This window comes from Chloroflexus sp. (genome assembly GCF_034432675.1).
GTDB lineage: Bacteria > Chloroflexota > Chloroflexia > Chloroflexales > Chloroflexaceae > Chloroflexus.
In genome coordinates, this window is the sequence record NZ_DAOUBI010000051.1 from 12,102 (window position 1) to 34,869 (window position 22,768).

General features: G+C 56.7%; 22 protein-coding genes. 6 read left to right on the plus strand and 16 right to left on the minus strand.

Annotation, left to right across the window (positions count from 1 at the left end; all coding sequences use genetic code 11):
- Positions 1-819: 819 nt before the first annotated feature.
- Entirely contained in the window at positions 820-2,097 is a 1,278-nt protein-coding gene (locus VAE55_RS04320; protein ID WP_322814579.1) for a glycosyltransferase family 4 protein, read from the plus strand.
- Here VAE55_RS04320 and VAE55_RS04325 read toward each other — a convergent pair.
- From VAE55_RS04325 to VAE55_RS04345, 5 genes are all read right to left on the minus strand, one after another.
- Positions 2,075-2,632, minus strand: a complete 558-nt coding sequence (locus tag VAE55_RS04325) for a GNAT family protein (RefSeq protein WP_322814580.1) — start codon at positions 2,630-2,632, stop codon at positions 2,075-2,077. The two genes, VAE55_RS04320 and VAE55_RS04325, sit on opposite strands and share 23 nt — an antisense overlap.
- A 21-nt stretch (positions 2,633-2,653) precedes the next feature.
- The gene (rsgA, locus tag VAE55_RS04330; RefSeq protein WP_322814581.1) at positions 2,654-3,625 is read right to left on the minus strand and encodes a ribosome small subunit-dependent GTPase A; all 972 of its coding nucleotides are present in this window, start codon (positions 3,623-3,625) and stop codon (positions 2,654-2,656) included.
- Positions 3,615-3,878: a hypothetical protein gene (locus tag VAE55_RS04335; RefSeq protein WP_322814582.1), complete on the minus strand. Its 264-nt coding sequence runs from the start codon at positions 3,876-3,878 to the stop codon at positions 3,615-3,617. The genes rsgA and VAE55_RS04335 overlap by 11 nt, the downstream gene beginning before the upstream one ends.
- 332 nt (positions 3,879-4,210) lie before the next feature.
- The gene (locus VAE55_RS04340; RefSeq protein ID WP_322814583.1) at positions 4,211-5,203 is read right to left on the minus strand and encodes a threonine/serine dehydratase; all 993 of its coding nucleotides are present in this window, start codon (positions 5,201-5,203) and stop codon (positions 4,211-4,213) included.
- 18 nt (positions 5,204-5,221) lie between these two features.
- On the minus strand, positions 5,222-6,202 hold the full coding sequence (locus tag VAE55_RS04345) for an aldo/keto reductase (protein ID WP_322814584.1): 981 nt from the start codon (positions 6,200-6,202) through the stop codon (positions 5,222-5,224).
- A gap of 274 nt (positions 6,203-6,476) precedes the next feature.
- On the opposite strand from VAE55_RS04345, the gene VAE55_RS04350 reads away from it, so the two are divergent.
- The 5 genes from VAE55_RS04350 to VAE55_RS04370 all read left to right on the plus strand — a co-directional run bounded on the left by VAE55_RS04350 (position 6,477) and on the right by VAE55_RS04370 (position 11,014).
- Positions 6,477-7,679: a class I SAM-dependent rRNA methyltransferase gene (locus VAE55_RS04350; RefSeq protein ID WP_322814585.1), complete on the plus strand. Its 1,203-nt coding sequence runs from the start codon at positions 6,477-6,479 to the stop codon at positions 7,677-7,679.
- A 34-nt stretch (positions 7,680-7,713) separates the two neighbouring features.
- Positions 7,714-8,910 carry a bifunctional glutamate N-acetyltransferase/amino-acid acetyltransferase ArgJ gene (argJ, locus tag VAE55_RS04355; RefSeq protein ID WP_322814586.1) on the plus strand — a complete coding sequence of 399 codons (1,197 nt, stop codon included), beginning with the start codon at positions 7,714-7,716 and terminating at the stop codon, positions 8,908-8,910.
- Between the two features lie 6 nt (positions 8,911-8,916).
- Positions 8,917-9,585 carry an LON peptidase substrate-binding domain-containing protein gene (locus VAE55_RS04360; RefSeq protein ID WP_322814587.1) on the plus strand — a complete coding sequence of 223 codons (669 nt, stop codon included), beginning with the start codon at positions 8,917-8,919 and terminating at the stop codon, positions 9,583-9,585.
- A 15-nt stretch (positions 9,586-9,600) separates the two neighbouring features.
- Positions 9,601-9,885, plus strand: coding sequence for a DUF503 domain-containing protein (locus VAE55_RS04365; RefSeq protein ID WP_012257138.1), 285 nt, complete (start codon positions 9,601-9,603; stop codon positions 9,883-9,885).
- 85 nt (positions 9,886-9,970) lie between these two features.
- Positions 9,971-11,014: an ATP-binding protein gene (locus tag VAE55_RS04370; RefSeq protein WP_322814588.1), complete on the plus strand. Its 1,044-nt coding sequence runs from the start codon at positions 9,971-9,973 to the stop codon at positions 11,012-11,014.
- A gap of 158 nt (positions 11,015-11,172) precedes the next feature.
- On the opposite strand, the gene kynU is transcribed toward VAE55_RS04370, so the two are convergent.
- The 11 genes from kynU to VAE55_RS04425 form a co-directional block, all read right to left on the minus strand.
- Positions 11,173-12,441: a kynureninase gene (gene kynU, locus VAE55_RS04375; protein ID WP_416181167.1), complete on the minus strand. Its 1,269-nt coding sequence runs from the start codon at positions 12,439-12,441 to the stop codon at positions 11,173-11,175.
- Between the two features lie 48 nt (positions 12,442-12,489).
- Positions 12,490-13,773, minus strand: a complete 1,284-nt coding sequence (locus tag VAE55_RS04380) for a polysaccharide deacetylase (RefSeq protein WP_322814590.1) — start codon at positions 13,771-13,773, stop codon at positions 12,490-12,492.
- Between the two features lie 399 nt (positions 13,774-14,172).
- Positions 14,173-14,433, minus strand: a complete 261-nt coding sequence (locus tag VAE55_RS04385) for a GlsB/YeaQ/YmgE family stress response membrane protein (RefSeq protein ID WP_322814591.1) — start codon at positions 14,431-14,433, stop codon at positions 14,173-14,175.
- Between the two features lie 649 nt (positions 14,434-15,082).
- Complete coding sequence (locus VAE55_RS04390; RefSeq protein WP_322814592.1) at positions 15,083-15,835, minus strand: phosphoribosylaminoimidazolesuccinocarboxamide synthase; 753 nt, start codon at positions 15,833-15,835, stop codon at positions 15,083-15,085.
- 11 nt (positions 15,836-15,846) lie between these two features.
- Positions 15,847-16,875 carry a phosphoribosylformylglycinamidine cyclo-ligase gene (purM, locus tag VAE55_RS04395; protein ID WP_322814593.1) on the minus strand — a complete coding sequence of 343 codons (1,029 nt, stop codon included), beginning with the start codon at positions 16,873-16,875 and terminating at the stop codon, positions 15,847-15,849.
- A 2-nt stretch (positions 16,876-16,877) separates the two neighbouring features.
- Positions 16,878-17,885: an ATP phosphoribosyltransferase gene (gene hisG / locus VAE55_RS04400; protein ID WP_322814594.1), complete on the minus strand. Its 1,008-nt coding sequence runs from the start codon at positions 17,883-17,885 to the stop codon at positions 16,878-16,880.
- Between the two features lie 5 nt (positions 17,886-17,890).
- Positions 17,891-18,568 (minus strand): hypothetical protein, encoded by a 678-nt coding sequence (locus VAE55_RS04405; RefSeq protein WP_322814595.1) that lies wholly within the window; start codon positions 18,566-18,568, stop codon positions 17,891-17,893.
- Entirely contained in the window at positions 18,565-20,013 is a 1,449-nt protein-coding gene (gene hisZ / locus VAE55_RS04410; RefSeq protein ID WP_322814596.1) for an ATP phosphoribosyltransferase regulatory subunit, read from the minus strand. Before hisZ ends, VAE55_RS04405 begins: the two co-directional genes overlap by 4 nt.
- A 272-nt stretch (positions 20,014-20,285) precedes the next feature.
- The gene (locus tag VAE55_RS04415) at positions 20,286-20,645 is read right to left on the minus strand and encodes a response regulator (protein ID WP_322814597.1); all 360 of its coding nucleotides are present in this window, start codon (positions 20,643-20,645) and stop codon (positions 20,286-20,288) included.
- Between the two features lie 74 nt (positions 20,646-20,719).
- On the minus strand, positions 20,720-22,159 hold the full coding sequence (locus tag VAE55_RS04420; RefSeq protein WP_322814598.1) for a sensor histidine kinase: 1,440 nt from the start codon (positions 22,157-22,159) through the stop codon (positions 20,720-20,722).
- A 416-nt stretch (positions 22,160-22,575) separates the two neighbouring features.
- Positions 22,576-22,768 (minus strand): hypothetical protein (locus tag VAE55_RS04425; RefSeq protein WP_322814599.1); only part of this gene is annotated, 193 nt, incomplete at its 5' end.

Consider the following 22,768-nt stretch of genomic DNA (forward strand, 5'->3'; position numbering starts at 1 on the left):
ATGCGCGTGTCGCAGCGTTTGGAGTGCGGCAGCCATGCTGCCGCAGCAGCCGTGCTCACGATCCGGTGCGTGTCGCGCTGTTGACCCTGCTGGTCACCGGGATGCCGTATGCTCCTCACAATCATAAAGTCTGTCAGTAATGCATGAGAGAACTTCTCGTAAATGTTTTTTGAAATAGGTTCTAATAGGTGTGAGGGGCTTTGAGACGGGTTGGAAATCTATACCATACGCATAATGTAGGGCGGGTGATCCAACCTGTACCCTTTCGCTACCCCCTTCACCGTGTGCCTCGTGTAGAAATATGACCGGCTACGGGTATCGTCTGTAGGGGCGGGTTCAGAACCCGCCTCTACACGAATCACGCAGGTGATCATCTTATGGACAGAACGCGGAATAGTGGCGGCGGGGCAGAAGGGGAGGACGTGCCGGCCCGTGGCGCAGGTTTCTAGCCTGCGCACCAGCGGCCACGGCCAGCACCTGCCGGCGGTAGGGGGGATGCCTGCACGCAGGCTGGAAGACGAACCACATTGCGACTTACAAAGGTGCGGTTATGTAGTGGGGATGCCTGCACGCAGGCTGGAAGCTCGCGCCACGCCACTCGCACCACGGTCAGCGCTTATAGCCCGGCCTAACGCAGCGTGACTGTGGGTAATGAAAAGGCTTCAGCATGGGGTTAGGAGCACAGCAAGCCGTGTCTACCCATAGCACCACTTGCTCACCATCCCACACCTGCTTGCGTAGTCCCCCAGATTTGTTATGATGCTGCCAGCACTGATTGCAACAGACCGCCAGATGATCAGAATAAGGTGCTGATACTGCATGCACATTCTACACGTTGTTCAACTCTACTGGCCAGCACCAAGCGGTGCGGCTCGTTATTTTCAAGAAATCGGGAAGCGGCTAGTCGCTGAAGGTCATCGCGTCACAGTGCTGGCAACTGACGCCTTCGATCTCGAACACCTCTGGATGGCCGGGAAGCGCCGGATTCCTGAACCGGTTGGTGAGCACGATGGTGTCGTGATACGGCGGCTGCCGATCCGGCGGTTACCTGCGCCAGCTATCCTCTACTCCATCATCCGGCGCCTGATGGTGGAATTGGGCCGGCTGGGTCGTCCCGCCATCCCGATCCTCCGTCGATTAGCGACCTTAACCCCACGGCTTCCCGATCTGGAGGCATTCCTGGCCGACCCCTATCTCGCCGATGTCGCGGTGGTGCATACCACCAACATCACCCTCGATTTTGCGCTCCTCCCGGTTGTGCGCTGGGCAGGTCAGCGTGGTCTCCCCCACCTTTGTACCCCCTTCGTGCATTTGGGTGAACCGGGAAGTGAGCAAGTGGTACGCTACTACGCGATGCCACATCAGCTTGATCTGTTACGACAGGCAAGCTGGGTGGCAACGATGACCGATCTTGAGCGGGCATACCTGATACGGCGTGGAGTAGCGGCACAGCAGATCGTAACGGTTGGGGCTGGGGTGAACCCGGCTGAAGTGACCGGCGGTGACGGTCAGCGCTTCCGCGCAACCCATCAAATCTATGGCCCGCTGGTTCTGAGCCTAGGGGTTGCCGCTTTCGATAAGGGCACCATGCATACGCTGGCTGCTATGCGTCAGTTGTGGGCACAGGGCAGTAATGCAGTGTGGGTACAATGCGGGCCGACTTTTGGTAGTTTTGCCGAGACAATCGCTACCCTCAGTCCGGCTGAACAGGCGCGGGTGCGTGTGCTCGGTTATGTTGATGATACGACACGCCGTGATGCACTGGCGGCAGCCGATCTTTACGTGCAACCATCACGCACTGACAGCTTCGGGATTACGTATCTCGAAGCGTGGTGTAACGGGGTTCCGGTGATTGGCGCCCGTGCCGGGGGCGTTCCTGCGGTTGTGCGGCACGGTGTTGATGGCTTGCTGGTGCGGTTCGGCGATGTGCCGGGTATTGCAGCGGCTATCGACCGCTTACTGCGTGATAGAGCACTTGCCCGCGCCCTCGGTGCTGCCGGACGAGCGCGGGTCTGGTGCGAATTGACCTGGGATGCCGTCTATCAGCGGATTCGCCCACTCTACATGCCTCACTTCAGCGAACATCGTCGCGGGTGATTTCCATGAGAATACGGTCGTAGCGCTGGCCGTCGAACAGCGTTGCCCCGCGCAGCCGGCCTGCCTCGCGAAAGCCGGCTGCCATGTAAGCGCGACGGGCACGTTCGTTGAAACCATGTACCCATAACCTGATGCTGTACAGGTTGAGGTAGCGAAACCCATACGCGACGAGTAAGCGGACAGCTTCACGACCGTACCCCTGCCCCCAGGCCGTTTTGTCGCCGATAGCAATGCCCAACTCGGCGGTGCCGTGCAATAAATCGATGCTTCGCAGATTGCACGTACCTATCAATTGCTCATTGGCACACAGCACTATCGCAAACGAACGTTCACTGTCTTTTGCCGCCGTGCTCTCTGTGATCCACTGCTGTTCTTGCTCCAGGGTAAAACTACGCCCCTGCTGACCCAGGAGAGTGGTGAATTCCAGATCGGCAAACCATTGCGCCAAAAGTGGAGCATCTTCAGCAAAGACGTGGCTCAAAAAGACCTTCTCGCCGGTCATCACCTTTGGGCGGGGGCGCGATGAGGTGATCATAGTTTCCTCCTGGGCAGGCTACTATTCCTCGTCTTCACTCTCCATCAGCCGGGCGTAACTATCGTACCGGGCTGCCGTGATGTCACCCCGCTCCACTGCGGCACGGACGGCGCAATGCGGTTCGTGAAGATGGGTGCATCCGGCAAAGTAGCAGTCGTCGAGAAATGGGCGAAATTCACGGAAGCACCAGGCCAGATCACGTTCTGGCACATTCCACAGCCCAATCTCCCGAATACCCGGTGTATCGGCCACATAGCCACCGCCCGGTAGATCGAGCGGAATCAACTCGGCAACGGTCGTCGTATGGCGGCCTTTGGTTAGTCGCTCGCTAATCTCACCGGTGCGCAGATTGAGATCGGGTTGAATGGCGTTGAGCAGGCTGCTCTTGCCAACCCCCGATTTGCCGGTGACCACACTGATACGTCCGGCCAGTTGGCTGCGCAGTTCGGCAATGCCCTCGCCGCTGACGATGCTGGTGTAAAAGACCGGATAGCCAATCCGGGCATACGGACTAAACATCGCCTCAGCCGCATGCTGCCCCACCAGATCAATTTTCGTAGCGACAATCACAACCGGCAATTCACTGTGTTCGCATATCACCAGATAGCGGTCAAGCATGCGTGGCGTGAACTCAGGTTTGGTGCAGGAAAAGACCAGCAATACCTGATCGACATTGGCAACGATCACGTCCTCTTTGTAAGCGCCGCGTGGCCCAGCGGCTCGTCGGGCCAGTCGGCTGCGACGGGGCAAGACAGCCTCAATCGCGCCCTGACCGTTACCAACCGGCATGACCTCAACCTGATCGCCGATCACAACCAGATCGGTGGCCTGCCGCTCTTTCTTCAAACGCCCGCGCAGCCGGCATTCGAGGACACCCTGTTCGGTCTGCACCCAGAAGAAGCCACTCTGGGCACGCAAAACGGTGCCAATCAGTCGGAGCGTTTTCTCCGTGGTGGATGTATGGGTGACAGCGGGTGCAATATTACGACTCATCGATACGCACCTCCAGCCGATGAACACCTGCTATATCAAAAGCTATACGAATGATCCGCTCAATTAAGGTCGCCGATGGTAAATCGTTCGGCGTTGCTGCCGTTATCGTCGTCTGCGCACGACGTTTCCGCTGCGATTGCGGTGGATGATATGATAACGAGCCATCTCGTTCAAGAATAATCACGATAGTCTCCTCCACGTCTAGTTGTGTCCGGGGTTCAGCGATATTGGCGATGGCGTCGTATGCCGACATAGCGATCATCCTTTCTGGTGGTATACCGTAAACCCTGCGATGAACGAACCGTGACGTGGAGGAACTACAAAGGGCTGTGATGCGCCTGTAACGCCACAGCCCCATAAAAACGGGCTGTGGGCAACATCAGCTTCCCACAGCCCATCACTACGACAGGTTATCCCTGTTCAGCCTGCGCTGTGCAAAGCTCCTCTCACGTCAGCGGAGTCGTTCGTCATCACCACGACGGTGGCAATCATTAAGTCCTGGTTGGTGATGAGTATCATGAACGTCCTCCTCTGTACGAATACGAACCGCTTGCCCGTGCAGCATAGCACGGCAACGGATTGCTGTCAATGGGATGACACTCCGTCTTTTGGCGGAACTGCGAGAATGTGTTGCAAAGTGGAAATAGCAACATTACGCCCGCAGAGCAGCGCCACGATCCGTTTGCTGGCAAGATGCGTGATCTGACCTTCGAGCAGGGCTGCCACCGTCACCGCAGCACTCCCTTCTACAATCAGATGGTGTTCATCGATTAACCAGCGCATAGCGCGAGCAATAGCTGCCTCTTCGATCAGGATCATCTCGTCTAAAACCTGTTGCAGGATCGGGAGTGTGATGGTATCGCCGGCGATACCACCGGCCAAACCGTCAGCCAGCGTTGGTTCATCAGGTGCCGGAACGACCCGTCCGGCCCGTAACGCCGCCGCCATTGCCGCGGAAGCGGCTGCCTGTACGCCAATGATGCGGACGCGCGGGTTCATCGCTCTGGCCCAGATACCAACGCCGCTGGCTAACCCACCGCCGCCGACCGCGACTACCACCACATCGACGTCGGGTAATGCGTCCCAGACCTCAATTGCCAGCGTTCCCTGCCCGGCAATCACTGCCGGGTCGTTGTAGGGTGACACAAAATGCCAGCCGTGGTGGGCTGCCAGGCGAAGTGCTTCGGTTTCAGCTTCGTCGTAGCCGGCACCGTGCAATATCACCTCAACCGGATAGCGTTGCAATGCGGCGACCTTCGCTGGCGAGGCTGAGGTCGGTACCACCAGCGTGGCCGGCGTACCGGTCAGCGCGGCGGTATGAGCCACACCGAGCGCGTGATTGCCCGCCGAGCAGGCCACGACATGCGTGGCAGGTGGTAACTGGCGCAGAGCATTAGCTGCACCACGCAGCTTAAAACTGCCGGTCACCTGTGCCAGTTCCAGCTTCAACCAGACCTCGGCACCGATCAGGGCGCTCAAGGGGCGACTCACCTCAAGCGGAGTTGGTTGAACGATACCGCTGATGCGACGGCGAGCAGCCAGGATGTCGGCAGGGGTGATGGTTTTCCCGGTAGACATCGCTTCATTCCCTGCCGGCTAGGCATGGCCACGGATCGGTTTCGGGCGGTAGGGTTCCTCTAAACGCTGAATCTCTGCGGGCGACAACTTCACATCGAGGGCAGCAACTGCCTCTTCAAGCTGATACATCTTGGTGGCACCGATAATCGGTGCAGTGACTTCGGGCTTGTGGAGGAGCCAGGCCAGCGCGATTTGCGCATTGCTCACCCCGCGTTCGCGGGCCAGTTCGCTAACCCGCTCGACGATGACGTAGTCGCTGGCATCATACATCGCGTGCGAGATGGTATCTGAACGACCACGCACGGTCGCTGCACCGGTGCCCTGGGGACGATTACCGGTAAGAAAACCTCGTGCCAGCGGACTCCACGGAATAACCGCTAGCCCAGCATCGCGACACAGCGGGAGCATCTCGCGCTCTTCCTCGCGGTAAACAAGGTTAAGGTGGTTTTGCATCGACACAAAGCGCGCCCAACCGCGTCGTTCCTGAATCCCCAGCGCCTTCGCCAGTTGCCAGGCGAACATGCTGGATGCACCGATGTAGAGCGCCTTGCCGGCGCGCACCACATCATTCAACGCCTCAAGCGTCTCTTCGATGGGGGTCTCGTAGTCCCAGCGATGAATCTGGTACAGATCGACATAATCCATCCCCAGACGGCGCAACGAGGCATCGATAGCCTGCATAATATGCTTCCGCGACAGCCCACGGTCGTTTGGGCGGTCGCTCATCGGCTGATAGACTTTGGTCGCGATGACCAGCTCTTCGCGGCGCACCCCAGAATCACGGATCGCCCGCCCCAGAATCTCTTCGCTTACCCCGAGCGAATACATATCGGCGGTGTCGAAAAAATTGATACCCAGCTCCAGCGCACGAAAGATAAACGGGCGGCTGGCGTCTTCATCAAGCACCCATTCACGCCACTGGGGCGAGCCGTAGCTCATACAACCCAAACAGATACGCGAGACGTGCATGCCGGTTGAGCCAAAACGGGTGTACTGCATACCAGCTCCTCTTTTTCAAACATCGGGTAACGGTAGTATTATAACGGAGGTGGGCAATGGCCCAGAGTATGTCTGTTACACCACCCATGCACCCGGCGCGGTATGTGAATGGGGAAGCACGGCTACCGTACCCTATCGACACGATACTTGCATCGCTAGGAGTCTAAAGGGGAATGATCCAATAGGGTCTCTCGGTGTAAATTTGTTCACAGATCGCATAGATACGCTATCGTTTGCTTGACCGCACTACAAGCGCGTGATAGATTAATTCATTATGACAACTGTTATCATCCTTCCCGGTCGCGAACGACCGATTGTCCAGCGCCATCCATGGGTCTTTTCTGGTGCTATCGCCGAAGTACGTGGTAACCCCGCGCCCGGCGATGTTGTTGATGTATGCGCAAAAGATGGGAGCTGGCTGGCTCGTGGATTCTGGAGCAGCACGTCGCAACTGCGAGTACGGCTGGCGAGCTGGGATGCAACCCAGTCCCTTGATGAAACCTGGCTTCGCGAGACCATTGCCCGGGCTGTAGCCGGGCGCGAATACTGGCTTCAGAATCCGGCGATTGCCTGCCGGCTTGTGTTCAGTGAGTCGGACGGCCTACCTGGCCTCATTGTTGACCGCTACGGCTGCTATCTGGTTATCCAACTGCTCACTCAGGCAATGGCAGTGCGTGCCGATCAGGTGATTGCAGCGTTAGTCGATCTGCTGGCGCCACGCGGTATCTACGAGCGGAGCGATGCTGAGGTACGTGCAAAGGAAGGGCTACCACCTGCGGTTGGCTTACGCTGGGGCGAAACCCCGCCGCGATTGCCGGTCACGCTCATCACTGCACTCGATCAACCGGTCACCAAACGGCGCATGTTCGCCGACCTGCAAACCGGTCAGAAGACCGGCATTTACCTCGATCAGGCGATCAATCACCTGCGGGTGGGGGCGTATTGTGCAGACACCGATACACTCGATTGTTTCTCCTACGCGGGCGGCTTTGCCCTGGCCGCTGCGCTGGCCGGCGCTCGTCAGTTGACACTGGTTGATGCCAGTGCCGAAGCGCTGGGGTTGGCGGCTGATAATCTTCGGCTCAACAACCTGTCCACACCAACAACGTTTGTCGAGGGTGATGTGTTTCAGGTGTTACGCCGGTATCGCAGCGATCAGCGCCAATTTGATGTCGTTATTCTCGACCCACCGAAATTCGTTCATCAACAGGCACATTTACAACGGGCGACACGCGGCTACAAAGATATTAATTTGCAGGCACTCCACCTGATCCGACGCGGTGGCATCCTGGCTACCTTTAGTTGTTCGGGGTTGGTTTCAGCCGATCTATTTCAAAAAATCATCTTCGGGGCTGCGGTTGATGCCGGTCGCGATGTGCAAATTCTGGAGCGACTGACGCAGGCACCCGATCATCCGGTATTGCTGAGTTTTCCTGAAGCGGAATATCTCAAAGGTTTAATCTGCCGGGTGTGGTAAACTATAGACACTCGTACGTAGTTGCAGAGCAGGTATGAACTTCACGATCTTTGAAGATGGTCACATCGCCAGCCCAACCGGCTTTCGCGCCACCGGTGTTGCCGCCGGGCTAAAAGAGGGCAGTAAAGCTCGCGATCTGGCACTCGTCTACTCGCAATACCCGTGCCGGGCAGCGGCATTATTTACCACCAGTGTCTTCAAAGCTGCACCAGTCTTTCTGAGTCAGGCTATTTTATTGCGCAATCACGATGCTATTCGCGCTGTATTGATCAACGCCGGTCAAGCCAATGCCGGCACCGGGCAGAGCGGGTTGAATGATGCTATCGAATGTGCCAAGATCACCGCTGATGAACTGGAGGTACCGCGCGACTCGGTGTTGTTGATGTCAACCGGGTTGATCGGGGTGCCGCTCCCGATGCAACGGATGCGCAACGGGATCAGGCGGGCAGTGAGCGAACTCGACAGTAATGGTGGTCGTCGTGCAGCCCTGGCAATCTTAACCACCGACACTCGACCCAAAGAGCGGGTACTGCGCGTCACCTTGCGCAACGGCCCTCGCTTCACCCTGGCCGGCATGGCGAAGGGAACCCGCATGATCCATCCGCGCCTGGCTACCGTGCTGGCGCTGATCACTACCGATCTGGCGATCAGTCAACCTCTCTTGCAACGGGCACTGCACCAGAGCGTAGAGCGCTCATTCAACCGGCTCAATATTGATGGCGATTGCAGCCCAAACGATAGTGTTATCATGCTGGCCAACGAGGCGATTGATCACCCACCCATTACCGACTCCAGCACCTGGGAGTTTGGTGTGTTTCAAGAAGCACTCGATTTTTTGTGTGCAGATCTGGCCGGGCAAATCGTGCGCGATGCCGCCGGTTCTGGTAAAGTAATAAAGGTAGTGGTGCAAGGGGCAGCCGATGAAGCCACCGCCAGCGCAATTGCCCACACCGTTGCCCGCTCTGGATCGGTACGCGCGGCCTGTCGGCGTCATTCATCCGATTGGGGAGCACTCCTGGCGGCAATTGGGGCCAGCAACGTAGAATTGCGCCCCGATCTCCTCGACTTACGGATCGGAACGGTGCCGGTCATGCTCCGCGGCGCACCCGTTCCTTTCGACCCGACGATGTTGGTACAGACGATGTCAGGCCCGGAAATAGAACTGCTGATCGATCTCAACCTTGGCCCGGCTGAAACAACCGTCTGGACCTGCACATGGACAGATGGGTAAATCGGTATGGAACACCTTCTACCATTATTTCCACTTGGTTCGCTCCTCTTCCCCGGCGGCACAATGAGTCTGCACATTTTTGAGCAACGTTATCGCCTGATGATTGGGCGCTGTCTGGCCGGGGAACAACGGTTTGGGATTGTCCTGCTCCGCCGGGGACACGAGGTCATAGAAGGCCGTGTGGTTGATGTTGCCCCAGAGCCATACGATGTTGGCACCGTTGCCATCATTCAGGAGTATCTCAAGCTGGAAGATGGCCGTTACCTGTTGCACGTGATGGGGCAGCAGCGCTTTCGCATTCTCCAGATCATCGACCAATCACCATATCTGGTGGCAAAAGTGCAGTTGCTTCCTGAACAGACCGATAACGAGAGTATTGCTGCGGCAACTGAACTACGCAATACCTATCAGCGGTACTGGGAGCGCATTGCTACCATCACCGGAACCGAGATCGAGGTCGAGTCGTTGCCGCTCGACCCGATCAAGCTGGGGTACATTCTGGCCGACCGGTTGCAGATCGATATGGCCCAGAAACAACGCTGGCTAGAAACCGACGTCACTGACCGTTTACGCAGTCTGACCATGGCCCTGCGGACGGAGATGGCAATCTTGCCGCGCGGCCCACAGGGTCTTGATCCGTCGAGCCTGTTGGGTGGTTGGAATAGTTTGAACTGATTCATCAACAACGCCATGATCATCGGTTCTTGCACAATCCATCTCCACATTGCTACTGCACAATCGCTGAAAGAGAAGCGCCAGGTCTTGCGCTCACTCATAGCCCGGATTCGCAACGAGTTCAACGTTTCGGTAGCTGAAATTGATGATCAAGACCGCTGGCAAAGCGCACGGCTCGGCGTGGCCGTGGTTGCTACTGACCGAGTGCACGCACAACGCCAACTCGAATCGGTCGTCCATTTCATCGAACGGCAGCGCCCCGATTGTCCTTTGCTGACCTACGAGATCGAGATGCTATGACGGGGCAAGCGGGCTGGGTGAGCCATTCTCAACCCAATTCACAGTTATCAGACGCACGCTGTGGACGCATACGAGGCTCTGAGCTATGACCGACGATATTCATCCGTTTCCACTGCTGGCGATGGTCGGTCAGACCGAGCTGAAAACGGCATTAATCCTTGGCCTCATCAATCCACAGGTAGGTGGCATCCTGCTCAGTGGGCCTTACGGGGTTGGCAAAACGACAGCAGTCCGTGCCCTGATCGACCTGATGCCATTCGTTACTCGCGAATATCCGGATGCCGATGGGAAGACGATAGTCGAGCGGATGCGGCTGATTGAACTCCCGCTCAATGCCCGCCTCGAAGACGTGGTGGGTGGGATTAACGAGCGGGTGGCCCTCGAACAACGAATTGTCCGGCTGGAAGAGGGGATTCTGGCCCGCGCCCACGGCAACGTCTTGTACGTTGATGAGATCAATCTACTCGACCAGGCCGTCGTCGATGCCATCCTCGATGCTGCAGCGCAGGGACGGACATTCGTGCGGCGTGGTGCGATGGTGCGTCTCTTCCCCAGCCAGTTTGTGTTAATCGGCTCGATGAATCCGGAAGAGGGCGCACTGCGGCCCCAAATCCTCGACCGTTTTGGCTTGCGAGTATGGGTAGCGCCGGTAAGCGATCAGCATGCCCGGCTTGAAATCTACCGGCGGGCACGTGATTTTCGCAACGATCCGGCAGGATTCCGGCAGGCATACGCGGCCCAAACGGCTGCACTGGCCGAAGAGATTATGGTCGCTCGTGAGATACTTCCCCACGTTACGATTCCGCCAGAACTGGAAGAGCAGGCACTGGCCCTGGTGCAGCAGTTGCGCATCCCTTCGCATCGGGCCGAGATTGCGCTCCTCGAAGGTGCACGAGCACGGGCCGCCGCCGATTTTCGCAATGTCGTCAACGCAGAAGACATTCGGCGGATTGCACCGCTGGCACTGACGTGGCGGCACAGCGACTGGTTTGATCGGCATACCGCCGGTGTCCAGGCTGAACAAACGGCCATCAATGCTGCATTAGACGCACTGTTCCCGCTCGCCGAAACCGGACGGCGGCGTAGCCGGCGCAGCACAGTGCGTCAGATTGAGGAAGGTGACACCTGATCCAGAGCGTCGGTCTGACAACCAAAAGAGGATAAGCGTAAACGTGATGGCATGTGCCCACCTCAACCACACCAAGAGCACAAACCACAGGACAGCAATCATTCAGTCTCAGTCAAAGCCATACTGGCATTTTCCTCATCAACACACCGCTCACACCGTTACGTTACTGTCGGTCGATTTGACTGATACTTCAGATAGCGCTGTTCGGTCACCGCCTGGGCCAAACGTTCAACCGCGATGTAAATGTCGCGATAACTGGTGTAGAGCGGCGTAATGCCGAGCCGGATGTTATCGGGGGGCCGAAAATCGGGCAGCACATTCAGCTCATTGATCAGGGCCAGATCAATGCCCAGACCGGCAGGATGACCGAGTGAGACGTGTGAACCGCGACGCGCCGAGTCGCGGGGTGAGTTGAGTGTGTAACCGAGCGGGGCCAGCCGTTGCTGCCACAACTCAATCAGGTACTCGGTTTGGGCAATCGATTTGGCCCGCAAGCGCTCAATCCCGGCGGCCAGAATCAGATCGACCCCCGGCTCAATCAGCGCCAGCGACATGATAGGTGGCGTACCGGTAAGAAAGCGGCGCAGACCGGGAGCCGGTTTATAATCCAGATCAAAATTGAATGGATCGCGCTGCCCCATCCAGCCGCTAATCGGGTTGATCAGACGTTCCTGAAGATCGCGACGAATATACAAGAATGCCGGAGCGCCGGGGCCACCGTTCAAATATTTGTAGCAACAACCAACCGCGAGATCAACGCCACTCCCGTTGAGATCAATCGGCACTGCCCCAACCGAGTGACTCAAATCCCATATCGTCAACGCACCAACCGCATGGGCAGCCGCAGTCAGGGCTTTCATATCGTAGAGAAAGCCACTTTTGAAGGTAACGTGTGAGAGGGTCAGCAGGGCTGTGTTGTGGTCAAGCAGGCTCAGAATCGTCTCAACCGGGCCGTGAATGCCGTCGGCTGAATACGCCACTGCAATTTCATGCCCCGATCCAAGCAGATCGACGACACCCTGCAAGATGTAGAGGTCTGAGGGAAAGTTGAGGTCATCGCTGATGATCCGCATCCGACCCCATTGCGCCCGCAGAGCAGCCACAACCAGCTTAAACAAATTGACCGATGTGCTATCGGCGACAATCACCTCATCTGGCGCAGCCCCAACCAGACGGGCAATTTTGGCCCCGATCCGCTCTGGCAGATCAAACCAGCCCTCATTCCACCCGCGAATCAGGCGCTCTCCCCACTGTCTGCGCACCAGACCATCGGCCAGATCAACCGCAGCACGCGGCAACCGTCCCAGCGAGTTGCCATCCAGGTAGATCATATCCGGTTCAAGGTTGACAAACGCCTGCTGCATACCGGCCAAATCATCAGCCGCATCAAGCTGGTCTGCGTAGGAGCGATCCAGGGGCACGGTCATCATCACATCCTTCCAACGGTACAATAAAGTGTTGCTTCCACCTACGTTTTATGGCACAGGCGTTGGCATGAGCGTCGGCACCGGAATCCGTATCGGATCGAGCAACAGAGGGGGCGTCGGCGTAACAACCGATGTTGGGGTCGGCGTGCTGCCACCCGGCAGATTGATCACCTGACTCACCAGTAGAATCAGTACCAGACTGGCGATCAGCAGGGCAATGATCTGGGGGCGCAGACGCACTCGACGCGCCAGTTCTTGGATCCGCTTCGTTGGGGCACCGACACTGGTTGTAATCGGGGCAAATCGTGGCTTGCGCTGAACCGGTGTCGTTGTGCGTACCGTGCGCACTGCTTCCGGCGGCGCCGGCGCAATCGGTGGTTCACCCGGACGGAAGAGTTTCTCACCGCCGGGGGCAAGGTAAAGTTGCGGTGCACTCCAGGATTCTTGAAGGTTGGCCAGCTCAGCTCTGCCCAGGGTTACCGCAATATCCACCGGTTCACCGCTGGCCAGAGCGTGATAACAGGCCGTACTCCAACGCGCCTGCGCAAGAGTGCTTAGATTGGGTAAAGCAACGACCGCCCGCCCATCGAGATGGTGCAGACTGCTGGCGAAGCCGATACAACTCTCAATAGCGCTGCCCGCTACTGTCAACAGACGTAGATCATCAATACCAACCAGAAATTCAGCCAGCTCGCCGGCAGTAACTGCTCGCCCCAGACGCATCCGTGCGGCCTGCCGGGGCGGTTGCTCAAATTCGCCGATCAGATGCAAGATATGGCGTGGCTCTGCTGCCAGTTCAGCGACAATCTCATCAGCCGTTGCCTCACGCAGACGATCCACTACCAGCAGGCCGGCCCGTACCGGTTCGATAAGGGCCTCACCTAAAGCGTCAGCCACTGCATCGTGACCACGAGCCACCGCAATCAGGACTCGCAACGGCCCGGCGACCCGGCGTGGTAGTGGCGGATGAATGGAACGGGAACTGATACGTACCAGGGTGTAATCGTCGCGAATCGCAGGCTGCCAGCACTGATCGCCACTGCTAAGCACAACACTCTCCCATGGCAAGATTGTCAGCTCAGGTGCCGCTACCTCTAGCCGCAACTGCATTCGCGCTTTGTGCTCAATAGCTTCGTGCGCCGTTTCGATCAGTAATTGCCGGATTGGGGCCGGAAACAACCACTCACCCAGCTCGTTACCGGGGATGGTCGCTCCGGCTAACGGAGGCATGATCACCTCCGCGCTGCGGCCAGCACAAGTTGCCCGCAGCGGATAGCCCTGCGGGGTACGGGCACTCACAAGAATATGAAATGGAATAAGAATCTCTTGCATGCCTAATGCACTGATATCGGTGGTTTGCCTCTGAATATAACATGCCTGGTAAAGACTGTCTACCGGTTTTTCGGCGCACTGCCTAGAAGACCGGCAAATGTTTGTACGTGGACAAACCCAGGTAACCTTAATGTTCTGCTACAGGCAACACACACAGATCGATGAACAAAAGATACATCATCACTGTTGACAAGGCAACAAAGTTACCGGCTGCTTATACGGTTCATCATCAAGAAAAGAAGCGGCTAGGAGAGTATTGAAGAACTGTCGACGAAAAGTGCAACACTAGGCTTCATTCCACTCTACACCCGTACTCTCCATGAGTACGGGTGTATCTGTCTGAGTATAGACTCTTGGCCTAATGCCCAAACCAAGCCAGAAATCGCTGAACAACCGGTTCTAACGCTTACTAACCAGAAACTGACTGAGCCAGATGAGGATCACAGAACCGATAGTTGCAACAACGATACTACCTAAAAAGCCGGCATTTCCCTGGATACCCAGTAGCCCAAAGAGAAAACCGCCAACGAAAGCACCAATCAGACCAAGGATTAAATTTCCTGCCAGACCGCGTGAGTTCTTCGTTAGTTTTCCGGCCAACCAACCGGCAATCAGACCTACGAGAATCCAGGAGATGATCCCACCAGGTTGCAGAGTCATAGTTGCCTCCTTAATATCTTCATAGTTCTACTTGTGTGCGAAACACTCCTACTGTAACATCCGAAAAATAGTGTTGTCAATAGTTGCCGACAGTACTAATGGAGAATGGATGGGTAGTTGCCGATCACAGACCAGCAGCAATAGGCATACCCATCCTTTCGTACAGATATGGAGAGTTATATCACATCTGATATCGTCTGCTGCATAGCCCGCAATCCACCCCCTCTCCTTTTACCACCCTCGCTTGCTCCACATCCCTTGTGACGAGCACCACCGCGTGCATCCACTCTCCCCGTGTCTATCCGGGTCGTACGATGACACCCACGAGTCGTCGTCGATGGAACGGACCGTCACGAAACACCGCCTGGTCGATGATATGCTGTGATACACCGGATCGTGCACGATATGATTCTGTGGATAAACGGTATAGTCCCCTGCAAAGCGACCGTGGAGAACGCGCGATAGCATTTCCCCGCCGCTAGGCCAGTCCCGTAGAGGCTTTTAGGAATTGAGACAGGGTTTTAACCCGCCAACCGATGTAACCGCAACTCCGCTAACCCACGCAGATCCAGGAAATCCGTAAGATGCGCTACATCCCCATCGCCATCCAGGTTCTTACCACCGGTTACGAGTAATCTTGTCCCTTGTTCTACCGACTCATCGCTTCCCACCGACTCGTCAGATCGGCAACCAATGCATATCGTGCCCGCACATTGGACAGCAGTGCCTCATCAACCACCTGGGCATTGCGATAGACCTGCTTGTCGAGCATCTGTGCCGGATCGCCGGATGGCCAGATCCGCCACGAGTCGTTGTCAATGACATCGGCAACCAGTAAATCACCCTGTGCAGTACGGCCAAATTCAATCTTCAGATCAACCATCGTTACGTCAAGTTGTTGCCACGCTGCTTCCAGGGTCACAAAGACCTTTCTCCCCGTGTCCGTCATCTGCTCAATTTCAGCAAGGGTTGCGATTCCCTGGGCAATGATCTCTTGCGGAGTAATTTGTGGGTCATGGCGGGCATCATCTTTGAGAAAAAATTCCACCAGCGGTGGATCGAAGCGTTGTCCGGCAGCCTCTGGATGACGTCGCAGGTATGATCCGGCCGGTAATCGCCGCATCACAACTTCGAGCGGGATCATCGTACAGCGCCGCACCACTGTTAGCCTCGGCTCAGGCGCATCAATAAAGTGAGTAGCAATCCCGGCTCGATTGAGCAACCGAAAGACATTGGCTGTCGTCTTCCCGGCCAGTTCCCCCTTGCCCTCAATCACACTACGCCGGGCACCATCACTAGCGGTAATCCCATCTTTGTGATAGAGAATCGCCAGACTGGCATCGGTCGGGTGGGCGTACACAATTTTGGTCTTCCCTTCGGTCAAGACATAGCCGAGTTCCATTGCTGCCTCCTTTAGGCATCAACCAGCCGTACTTCGGGGGTTGCAGTCACTCGTCCAACCAAACAGGCATCGGCAATAGTAGCGAGCGCGGTTGCCGCAGCATCGGCAGGAACGATGACCAGCATCCCTAGACCCATATTCAGGGCATGAAACGCTTCCCGCTCGTCAAGTCCACCAATATCGACCAGTAACCGACAGATCGGGGGAATAGGCCAGCTTCCCCGCACAATCTCGGCCCCTAGACCAGGGGGCAGCACGCGGGGAAGGTTGTCGTAAATGCCACCACCGGTAATGTGGCAGATCGCTTTCACCGGCACGGCAGCTCGTAGTGCATTCACCTCTACCAGGTAACAGCGATGGATGGCAAGCAACGCTTCGCCGATGGTCTGACCGTTAAGGATTGACGGACAGGCCGCATAGCCGTCGATCGCAAAGTGGCGCGCAACCAGACGGCGGGCAAGCGAATAGCCATTGGTGTGCAGTCCGGTACTGGGCAATGCCAGGATCGCATCGCCGGATCCAATATCAGGACGCGGTAACATAGCCGTCCGTTCTACAACCCCCACAATCGTACCGGCCAGATCAAACGCCCCCGGCGCGTACACATCAGGCATTTCCGCCGTTTCACCACCGATCAGAGCACAACCGGCCGCCCGACACCCCTCGGCGACACCGGCCACAATCGCGGCCACCTGTACCGGATCAAGCTTGGCTACAGCGATATAGTCGAGAAAGAACAATGGCCGCGCCCCCTGCACCAGAATATCGTTCACCGCGTGATTGACCAGGTCTTGCCCAACCGTATCGTATCGCCCCAACGCAGTGGCAACCAGCGTCTTGGTACCCACCCCATCGGTACTGCTTACCAGAACGGGTGCCTGCATCCCGGCCAGCGCTAGTGTCGCATCGAAACATCCACCGAACGCACCCATCCCGGCCAGCACTGCTGGCCCGTGCGTACTCCGCACCGCTGCTGCCATCAGCTCTTTCGCCCGCGTTGCCGCAGCAATATCCACCCCGGCTGCACTGTATTGCGACATATCTACTCCTCGTCGAGACGTGCACAGAGGCGCGCAAACGCCTCACTTTCCGCCCGGAAGACGTGTTGTACCTGCACGGTTGTAACGCTACTTGCGCCAATAGAACGCAGATAATCGATCGCCGGCAGTAATTCCTCGTGTGGCACCACTACATTGACCGCGTACCAACCACTGTCACCAGAAAACTTACTCCAGACCGGTGCGATGGTTGGCCCCTGCAAGCCGGCCAGCTCGTGGCGTGCGGTTACTTTTCGCCCCACCTCTTCTACCGAAACCCCTGGCAGATTAGCCGTCAACGAATAGAATAAGCGTCCCCGCCGCCGCGCCTCAATCAACTCGCAAAGCTGCCGCACCAGCTCCAGCCGATGACGATTGCCACGCAATGTCCGTCGCGACCCGATCAAAATGGCCTGGGAACGGATCAATGGGCCACCAACAATCTTCAACTGGTTTTCCCGGATTGCCGTACCGGTTTCGGTAATATCGGCAATGATGTCGGCATACCCCAGACTAGGAGCTGCCTCGGTTGCGCCCTGCGACTCAACCAGCTCGAAGACATTAATTCCCTGCGCATAGCAGAATCGCCGGACTGTGTTGGGGTATTTGGTCGCGATCCGCAAGCGCCGTCCACGCGACTGAAACTCAACCGCCAGATCGGCCAGATCGGCCCATGATGTAACATCAATCCAACTTTGAGGCACGGCAAAAACCAGCTCGACCCGCCAGAAACCGAGATTATCAATGATGGTCAACACATCATCGTCATCGTCACCGCGTAGCTCGTGCAGCAGATCGTAGCCGGTTACACCCAAATCGATGGCACCCTCGGCCACCTTGAGCACAATATCAGCCGGACGATGGAGTAAGACCTCGGTATTGGGTAGACCACGCAACACCGCGGTATACTGCCGGGGATTGGCGCGGGTTACCCGCAGTCCACAACTTTCCAGCAACGCAACGGTTGCCTCGTACCCGGAACCTTTGGAAGGAATAGCGAAACGGAGAGTCATAGTCGTTACTGTCTATAGCGCTCGCGGCGCTGCTGATAGAGGACAGCCAGCGCTGCCGTATTACGATGCTCAAGGAGATCACGTACTGCGCGGGCCAGTCGCTCACCTGCCAGCAGAAGGGTCTGTTGGCCCAACGATGCACTGGCAACATTGCGTACATCCTGCTCATGCTCGCCGACCACACGGGTAAGGTCTACCAGATCGGGACGCAGCGCCAGCATCAACGACGTCTCCCACAGTGCCCCCTGATCATGCATTGTTCCATCAACCAGCTCCAGCGGCGAGACGGCCAGCGCGAGTAACCGATGCTGACACAGCGCCATTTCCGCCGCCTCAATCAGTGCCAGGTCTTCGGCAACGGTGCCAGGTAAACCGGTTACCACCGCAACCTGACAGCCCTGATCGGCAACCATCGTCAGCCAGGCCATCATCACCCGCTGAAAAACGCCCGTCTCAACAGTATCGTGGTGCCATAGGGTTGGATAGACAATCCCCCCCACTCGTTGTGCCGCCCGCTCAACCACTGCAGTAGCAATCAGACCGGCACTGCCAATTGGGAGATGGTCTGCTCGCGACGTATCCATGGCCCACGGTAACCAGCAGACCGGGTAGTGAGCAAGGATGTTCTGGCGCTGATGAGGTAATAGTTCAACAGCACGCCCCCAGGTAAGACCCACCCTCACAGATGCCTCCCCAACATCGCGATGGGTATCTGACGCTCGCTACGTGTCGCCAGATCGCGCCAGATCACATACTCACCTGCCCGCTCTGCTGCACCGACAATCACCACAGCACTGTAATTGCGTCGTATCGCATCACGGAGATTATCTTTCACGCTACGACTACGCACATCCAGTACGACAGTATAACCGGTGCGCAACCGCTCGGCAACGTGTAAGGCGTAGGGGTAGTCATCATCACTCACCGCAGCAACCAGGACTGTTTCCGGTGCCTCTCCGCTACCCGTCGTTGCGGCTGCGGTTACCCGTTCAAGTCCATAGGCAAAACCGACTGCCGGTGTGGCCTGCCGTCCACCGAGTGCACCTACCAGATCATCATACCGTCCACCACCACAGAGCTGACTCCCCTCACGATCGTAAATCTCAAAAATTAAGCCCGTATAGTAGTGTAATCCACGGCCCAGCGCACCATCAATTACGACTCCCTCAGCAGGAATATGGCAAGCGGCGAAGAGGTTGAGAATTGCCTGTAGTTCGCGAAAAGCTGCCGATTCGTCGCCAAGCAGATCGGCCAGCAGGGGGATAGCGTGTTCAGGTGGGCCGCTGATGGCAGCCAGCCGGGCTAATTGTTCAAGTGCCGCTTCGACCAGGGGCTGTTCATCGGCGCGCCGTAATGTACGGAGCAGGCGCTGAAGAACTTCAGCCGGACTGCGCGTTCCCGTGCGCAGATCGATCTGCATCGCGGTCAGCACCCGTTCAAGCCAGCGTGCGGCCTGCTCATCATCCAAACCGGCAGGAAGTTCCAGTCCCTCTGGAGGGGTACCGAGATTGGCCAACACCCGTTCACGCACCGGGGCAATTCCCTCAGCTCGCAACCGTTCGAGACTCCAGACCAGCAGGCCACGAGTACGTTCCGGCAGTTCAAACCGACTCAACAACTCGCGGGCCAGCCCAATATGCCCGATCCGAACCGTGTATTCGGTCACACCTACGGCCTGCAAACCGGCACAGGCAAGCGCAATAACTTCAGCATCGGCACGTGGCGGTAGGCCACCAATGATCTCACCGCCAACCTGGGTAAACTGGCGATAGGTATACCGTTGAGGGCGTTCGTAGCGGAATACCGGCCCGGCATAGCTCAAGCGTAGCGGCAATGGCTGATCCTGCATACTAGCCACGTAAGCCCGTAATACCGACGCCGTCCATTCCGGGCGTAATGCCAGATCACGACCGCCAAAACTAAACTCGTAGACCTTACCAACCAGGTCTTCACCGAGTTTACGCAGATAGAGTTCGCGATGTTCGATGACAGGCGTATCAATCATCTGATAGCCGTAACCGGCCATCGTCTGTTCGAGAATACGTTGTATATATCGGCCATGCGCGAATTCCGCAGGATGAACATCACGCATGCCGCGTACCAGATCAATACCCACAGCGCCTCCCATCAGTTGCTGCTCCTTATTCCATTGTAACCGACGCAGAGACGTTGCGTGCAACACCGCTCTGGTTGATACGGTAGACGAAAAACAGATCACAGCAATCTGTGCTCTGTTTTATCAATACTTGCTCACAGCACGAGCAACCCGCTATGATGACAAGTAGGGGCACGGCATGCCGTGCCCCTACTCACCGCGTTACATCGCTCAGGTGCCACACCAGGGTAGTGATTGGATAACGTATCATGTTTGCCGGCAGACGGTGCTGATGCTAACCCCGTTCAACGTCCAAGGAGATCGCGCACCGTACTCAACAGGTTGGTCAGATTACCCGTCTTCGGCACATAGGCATCGAAGCCATGGGCTACAAACTCACCCGGTGTCTTTTCGGTGCGAGCGGTGTGCGCGATGATCGGGCAGGTAATCCCCATGGCCCGCAGGTCGCGTAAGACCATCAACCCATCCCGATCAGCCATACTGATGTCGAGGATAATGATCTCAGGTGCAAACTCACGCACCTTTGCCAGCGCATCGGCTCCACTCCCAACCGAAAGCACCTCGTGACGCCCAACGTGACGGAGTACTCGCTCAAACATCGAACGGGCCGTGTAGACATCATCGACAAGGAGAATTCGGGCCATCGCTCTTGCTCCTTTGCTAACCCAATCATCACCAGTGATAGGTAACCAGCAACATTGCCGGTCAATCTTTCACCTTACGCCGGTTCACTACCGGCCCGCGTCCGCGGTAGCGAGAAGAAGAAGATGCTGCCTTTACCCAATTCACTCTCTACCCACATCCGACCACCGTGCAGTTCAACTAGCCAGCGACAGATCGAGAGACCAAGCCCGGTACCGGCATGCTGGCGAGTGTCGGCATTTTCGATCTGCTCAAATTGCTGGAAGATACGCTCTTGATCTGCCGGTGCAATGCCGATACCGGTATCACGTACCCACAGTACAATCTCATTGGTATCGACACGAGCACCAACGGCAATCTCACCTGCATGCGTAAACTTACAGGCATTTGAAACCAGGTTCAGCAAAACCTGCCGCACCCGCACCTCATCGGCAAACACCATCGGCAATGGTTCGCGATACTCGCGACGCAACTGGATGGGGCGGTCGTTGATCAGTGCCTGCGCAGTACGAAGCGTTTCTTCAAGGAGTGGGCCTAGTGCCAGATTTGTCTTGTTCAGCTCAAGTTTCCCGGCCTCAACCTTCGCCAGATCGAGGATGTCGTTGATCAGCCCTAATAGATGCTGACCGCTCCGCCGGATTTCGGCGATGTCTTGCAATACCTGCTCATCAATCCGAACATCACCGTACATTTCAGGATGTTCCAGGATAGCCGTGCTGAAGCCGATAATAATGTTGAGTGGAGTACGCAATTCGTGCGACATTGTGGCCATAAAATTGGCTTTCGATCGATACGCTGCTTCGGCAGCAGCACGAGCTTCTTCAAGCTCAAGCGTGGTACGGTAGAGCTGCTCATTCAAGAGATCGCGCTCAAGCAGTGCTCGCTCCAGCGTCGCCTGCGTCTCTCGTAACAACTGCTCACGCCGCTCGGACTTTTGGGCCGTATCAATCGCCCAAATGATCGTCCCGCGTACGACATAGGCCGCCGCCCAACTAAGCGTCGCTGCGCCAAATAACAGGGCGATTAGCAGTAACAGATGACCAATCACATTGAACCATGTCGGTCGTGGCTGCCCGATCAGATCAGCACCCAACAAAATCAACAGGTAAAGCAGAATCGCAGCCTGCCCAGCACGAAACGGTGCGTGTGACGAGACCATGATCCCGGCAGCAAAAACCCCGAGTACCGAGAGGTAGATAAAGATATTGTTTGTAAACCCAAAGGCAGCACAACTCAGCACGGGCAATAATGTTATTGCGGCAACGACAACGATACTAGCCATACGTAGATCACCTCGCTGCCGCAGCCGATCACTCACCGCGAGACAGATGAGCAGCAACCCAATAATCAGGTAGGGCCAGACATTGCCATTCCAGCGATTAAGGAGCAAAATACCGGTCGCTGCTCCCGCCAGCGTAGCTAGCAGGATGAGCATCGGTGGCAGCAGGTCGGTGACTAACCCTTCATCAGGCGTTGCAACCGGAGTGCGAGCGGGGTTGAGAGTACGCGCAACCATTGGCCTTTATCCTTCGCGAGTGTTATGAATGGAGCGCCTGTTCATATTGTAGCTGTTGTGTGCCTGTCATAAAGATTGAAAAATGATGAAAGAGGCCGAAATTCTGGCATTATGATAGCACATGTAGATTTATTTGATGTAGCACGAATTTGCAATGATATACACCGGACGGACAACATTATCACGGGCAAGAGACAGTTCTGCATCGATGCCGTTGATGTGCTATCTTGCGCAGAAAGGTACTACGCTCTAATAATCATCACCGACTCCAGGAAGCATCTGTTGTCCGGCACACTATCGCAGTGACCGGTTGACGTGAAGTTGTCACATCCACCGTTGCCAGACTCCACGCCAGGGCAGATCGTATGGATGAGCTGCATTCAGCGGTTTGCTACAGAGTACATTACGTGCGATGACTACCGCATACTTTGTTGCAACGATTCGGGTACATCGAGAGGCAGATACCGATGGATGGTGGAGACCAATCCTTTGCTGATCAGCTCACGCCGCTGCAGGCTACGATTGCGCGAACGGAGCGTGTCACCAACCGTGCGCTTCATCACCGCGTGCACCGTTGCGCTCTGCCAACGCTGCCCAACTACGCCATCC

Bases quoted from the DNA above. Each gene is read 5' to 3' on its own strand.
- VAE55_RS04320 (WP_322814579.1), top strand. From the start codon at position 820: ATGCACATTCTACACGTTGTTCAACTCTACTGGCCAGCACCAAGCGGT.
- VAE55_RS04325 (WP_322814580.1), bottom strand. From the start codon at position 2,632: ATGATCACCTCATCGCGCCCCCGCCCAAAGGTGATGACCGGCGAGAAG.
- rsgA (WP_322814581.1), bottom strand. From the start codon at position 3,625: ATGAGTCGTAATATTGCACCCGCTGTCACCCATACATCCACCACGGAG.
- VAE55_RS04335 (WP_322814582.1), bottom strand. From the start codon at position 3,878: ATGTCGGCATACGACGCCATCGCCAATATCGCTGAACCCCGGACACAA.
- VAE55_RS04340 (WP_322814583.1), bottom strand. From the start codon at position 5,203: ATGTCTACCGGGAAAACCATCACCCCTGCCGACATCCTGGCTGCTCGC.
- VAE55_RS04345 (WP_322814584.1), bottom strand. From the start codon at position 6,202: ATGCAGTACACCCGTTTTGGCTCAACCGGCATGCACGTCTCGCGTATC.
- VAE55_RS04350 (WP_322814585.1), top strand. From the start codon at position 6,477: ATGACAACTGTTATCATCCTTCCCGGTCGCGAACGACCGATTGTCCAG.
- argJ (WP_322814586.1), top strand. From the start codon at position 7,714: ATGAACTTCACGATCTTTGAAGATGGTCACATCGCCAGCCCAACCGGC.
- VAE55_RS04360 (WP_322814587.1), top strand. From the start codon at position 8,917: ATGGAACACCTTCTACCATTATTTCCACTTGGTTCGCTCCTCTTCCCC.
- VAE55_RS04365 (WP_012257138.1), top strand. From the start codon at position 9,601: ATGATCATCGGTTCTTGCACAATCCATCTCCACATTGCTACTGCACAA.
- VAE55_RS04370 (WP_322814588.1), top strand. From the start codon at position 9,971: ATGACCGACGATATTCATCCGTTTCCACTGCTGGCGATGGTCGGTCAG.
- kynU (WP_416181167.1), bottom strand. From the start codon at position 12,441: ATGACCGTGCCCCTGGATCGCTCCTACGCAGACCAGCTTGATGCGGCT.
- VAE55_RS04380 (WP_322814590.1), bottom strand. From the start codon at position 13,773: ATGCAAGAGATTCTTATTCCATTTCATATTCTTGTGAGTGCCCGTACC.
- VAE55_RS04385 (WP_322814591.1), bottom strand. From the start codon at position 14,433: ATGACTCTGCAACCTGGTGGGATCATCTCCTGGATTCTCGTAGGTCTG.
- VAE55_RS04390 (WP_322814592.1), bottom strand. From the start codon at position 15,835: ATGGAACTCGGCTATGTCTTGACCGAAGGGAAGACCAAAATTGTGTAC.
- purM (WP_322814593.1), bottom strand. From the start codon at position 16,875: ATGTCGCAATACAGTGCAGCCGGGGTGGATATTGCTGCGGCAACGCGG.
- hisG (WP_322814594.1), bottom strand. From the start codon at position 17,885: ATGACTCTCCGTTTCGCTATTCCTTCCAAAGGTTCCGGGTACGAGGCA.
- hisZ (WP_322814596.1), bottom strand. From the start codon at position 20,013: ATGGGAGGCGCTGTGGGTATTGATCTGGTACGCGGCATGCGTGATGTT.
- VAE55_RS04415 (WP_322814597.1), bottom strand. From the start codon at position 20,645: ATGGCCCGAATTCTCCTTGTCGATGATGTCTACACGGCCCGTTCGATG.
- VAE55_RS04420 (WP_322814598.1), bottom strand. From the start codon at position 22,159: ATGGTTGCGCGTACTCTCAACCCCGCTCGCACTCCGGTTGCAACGCCT.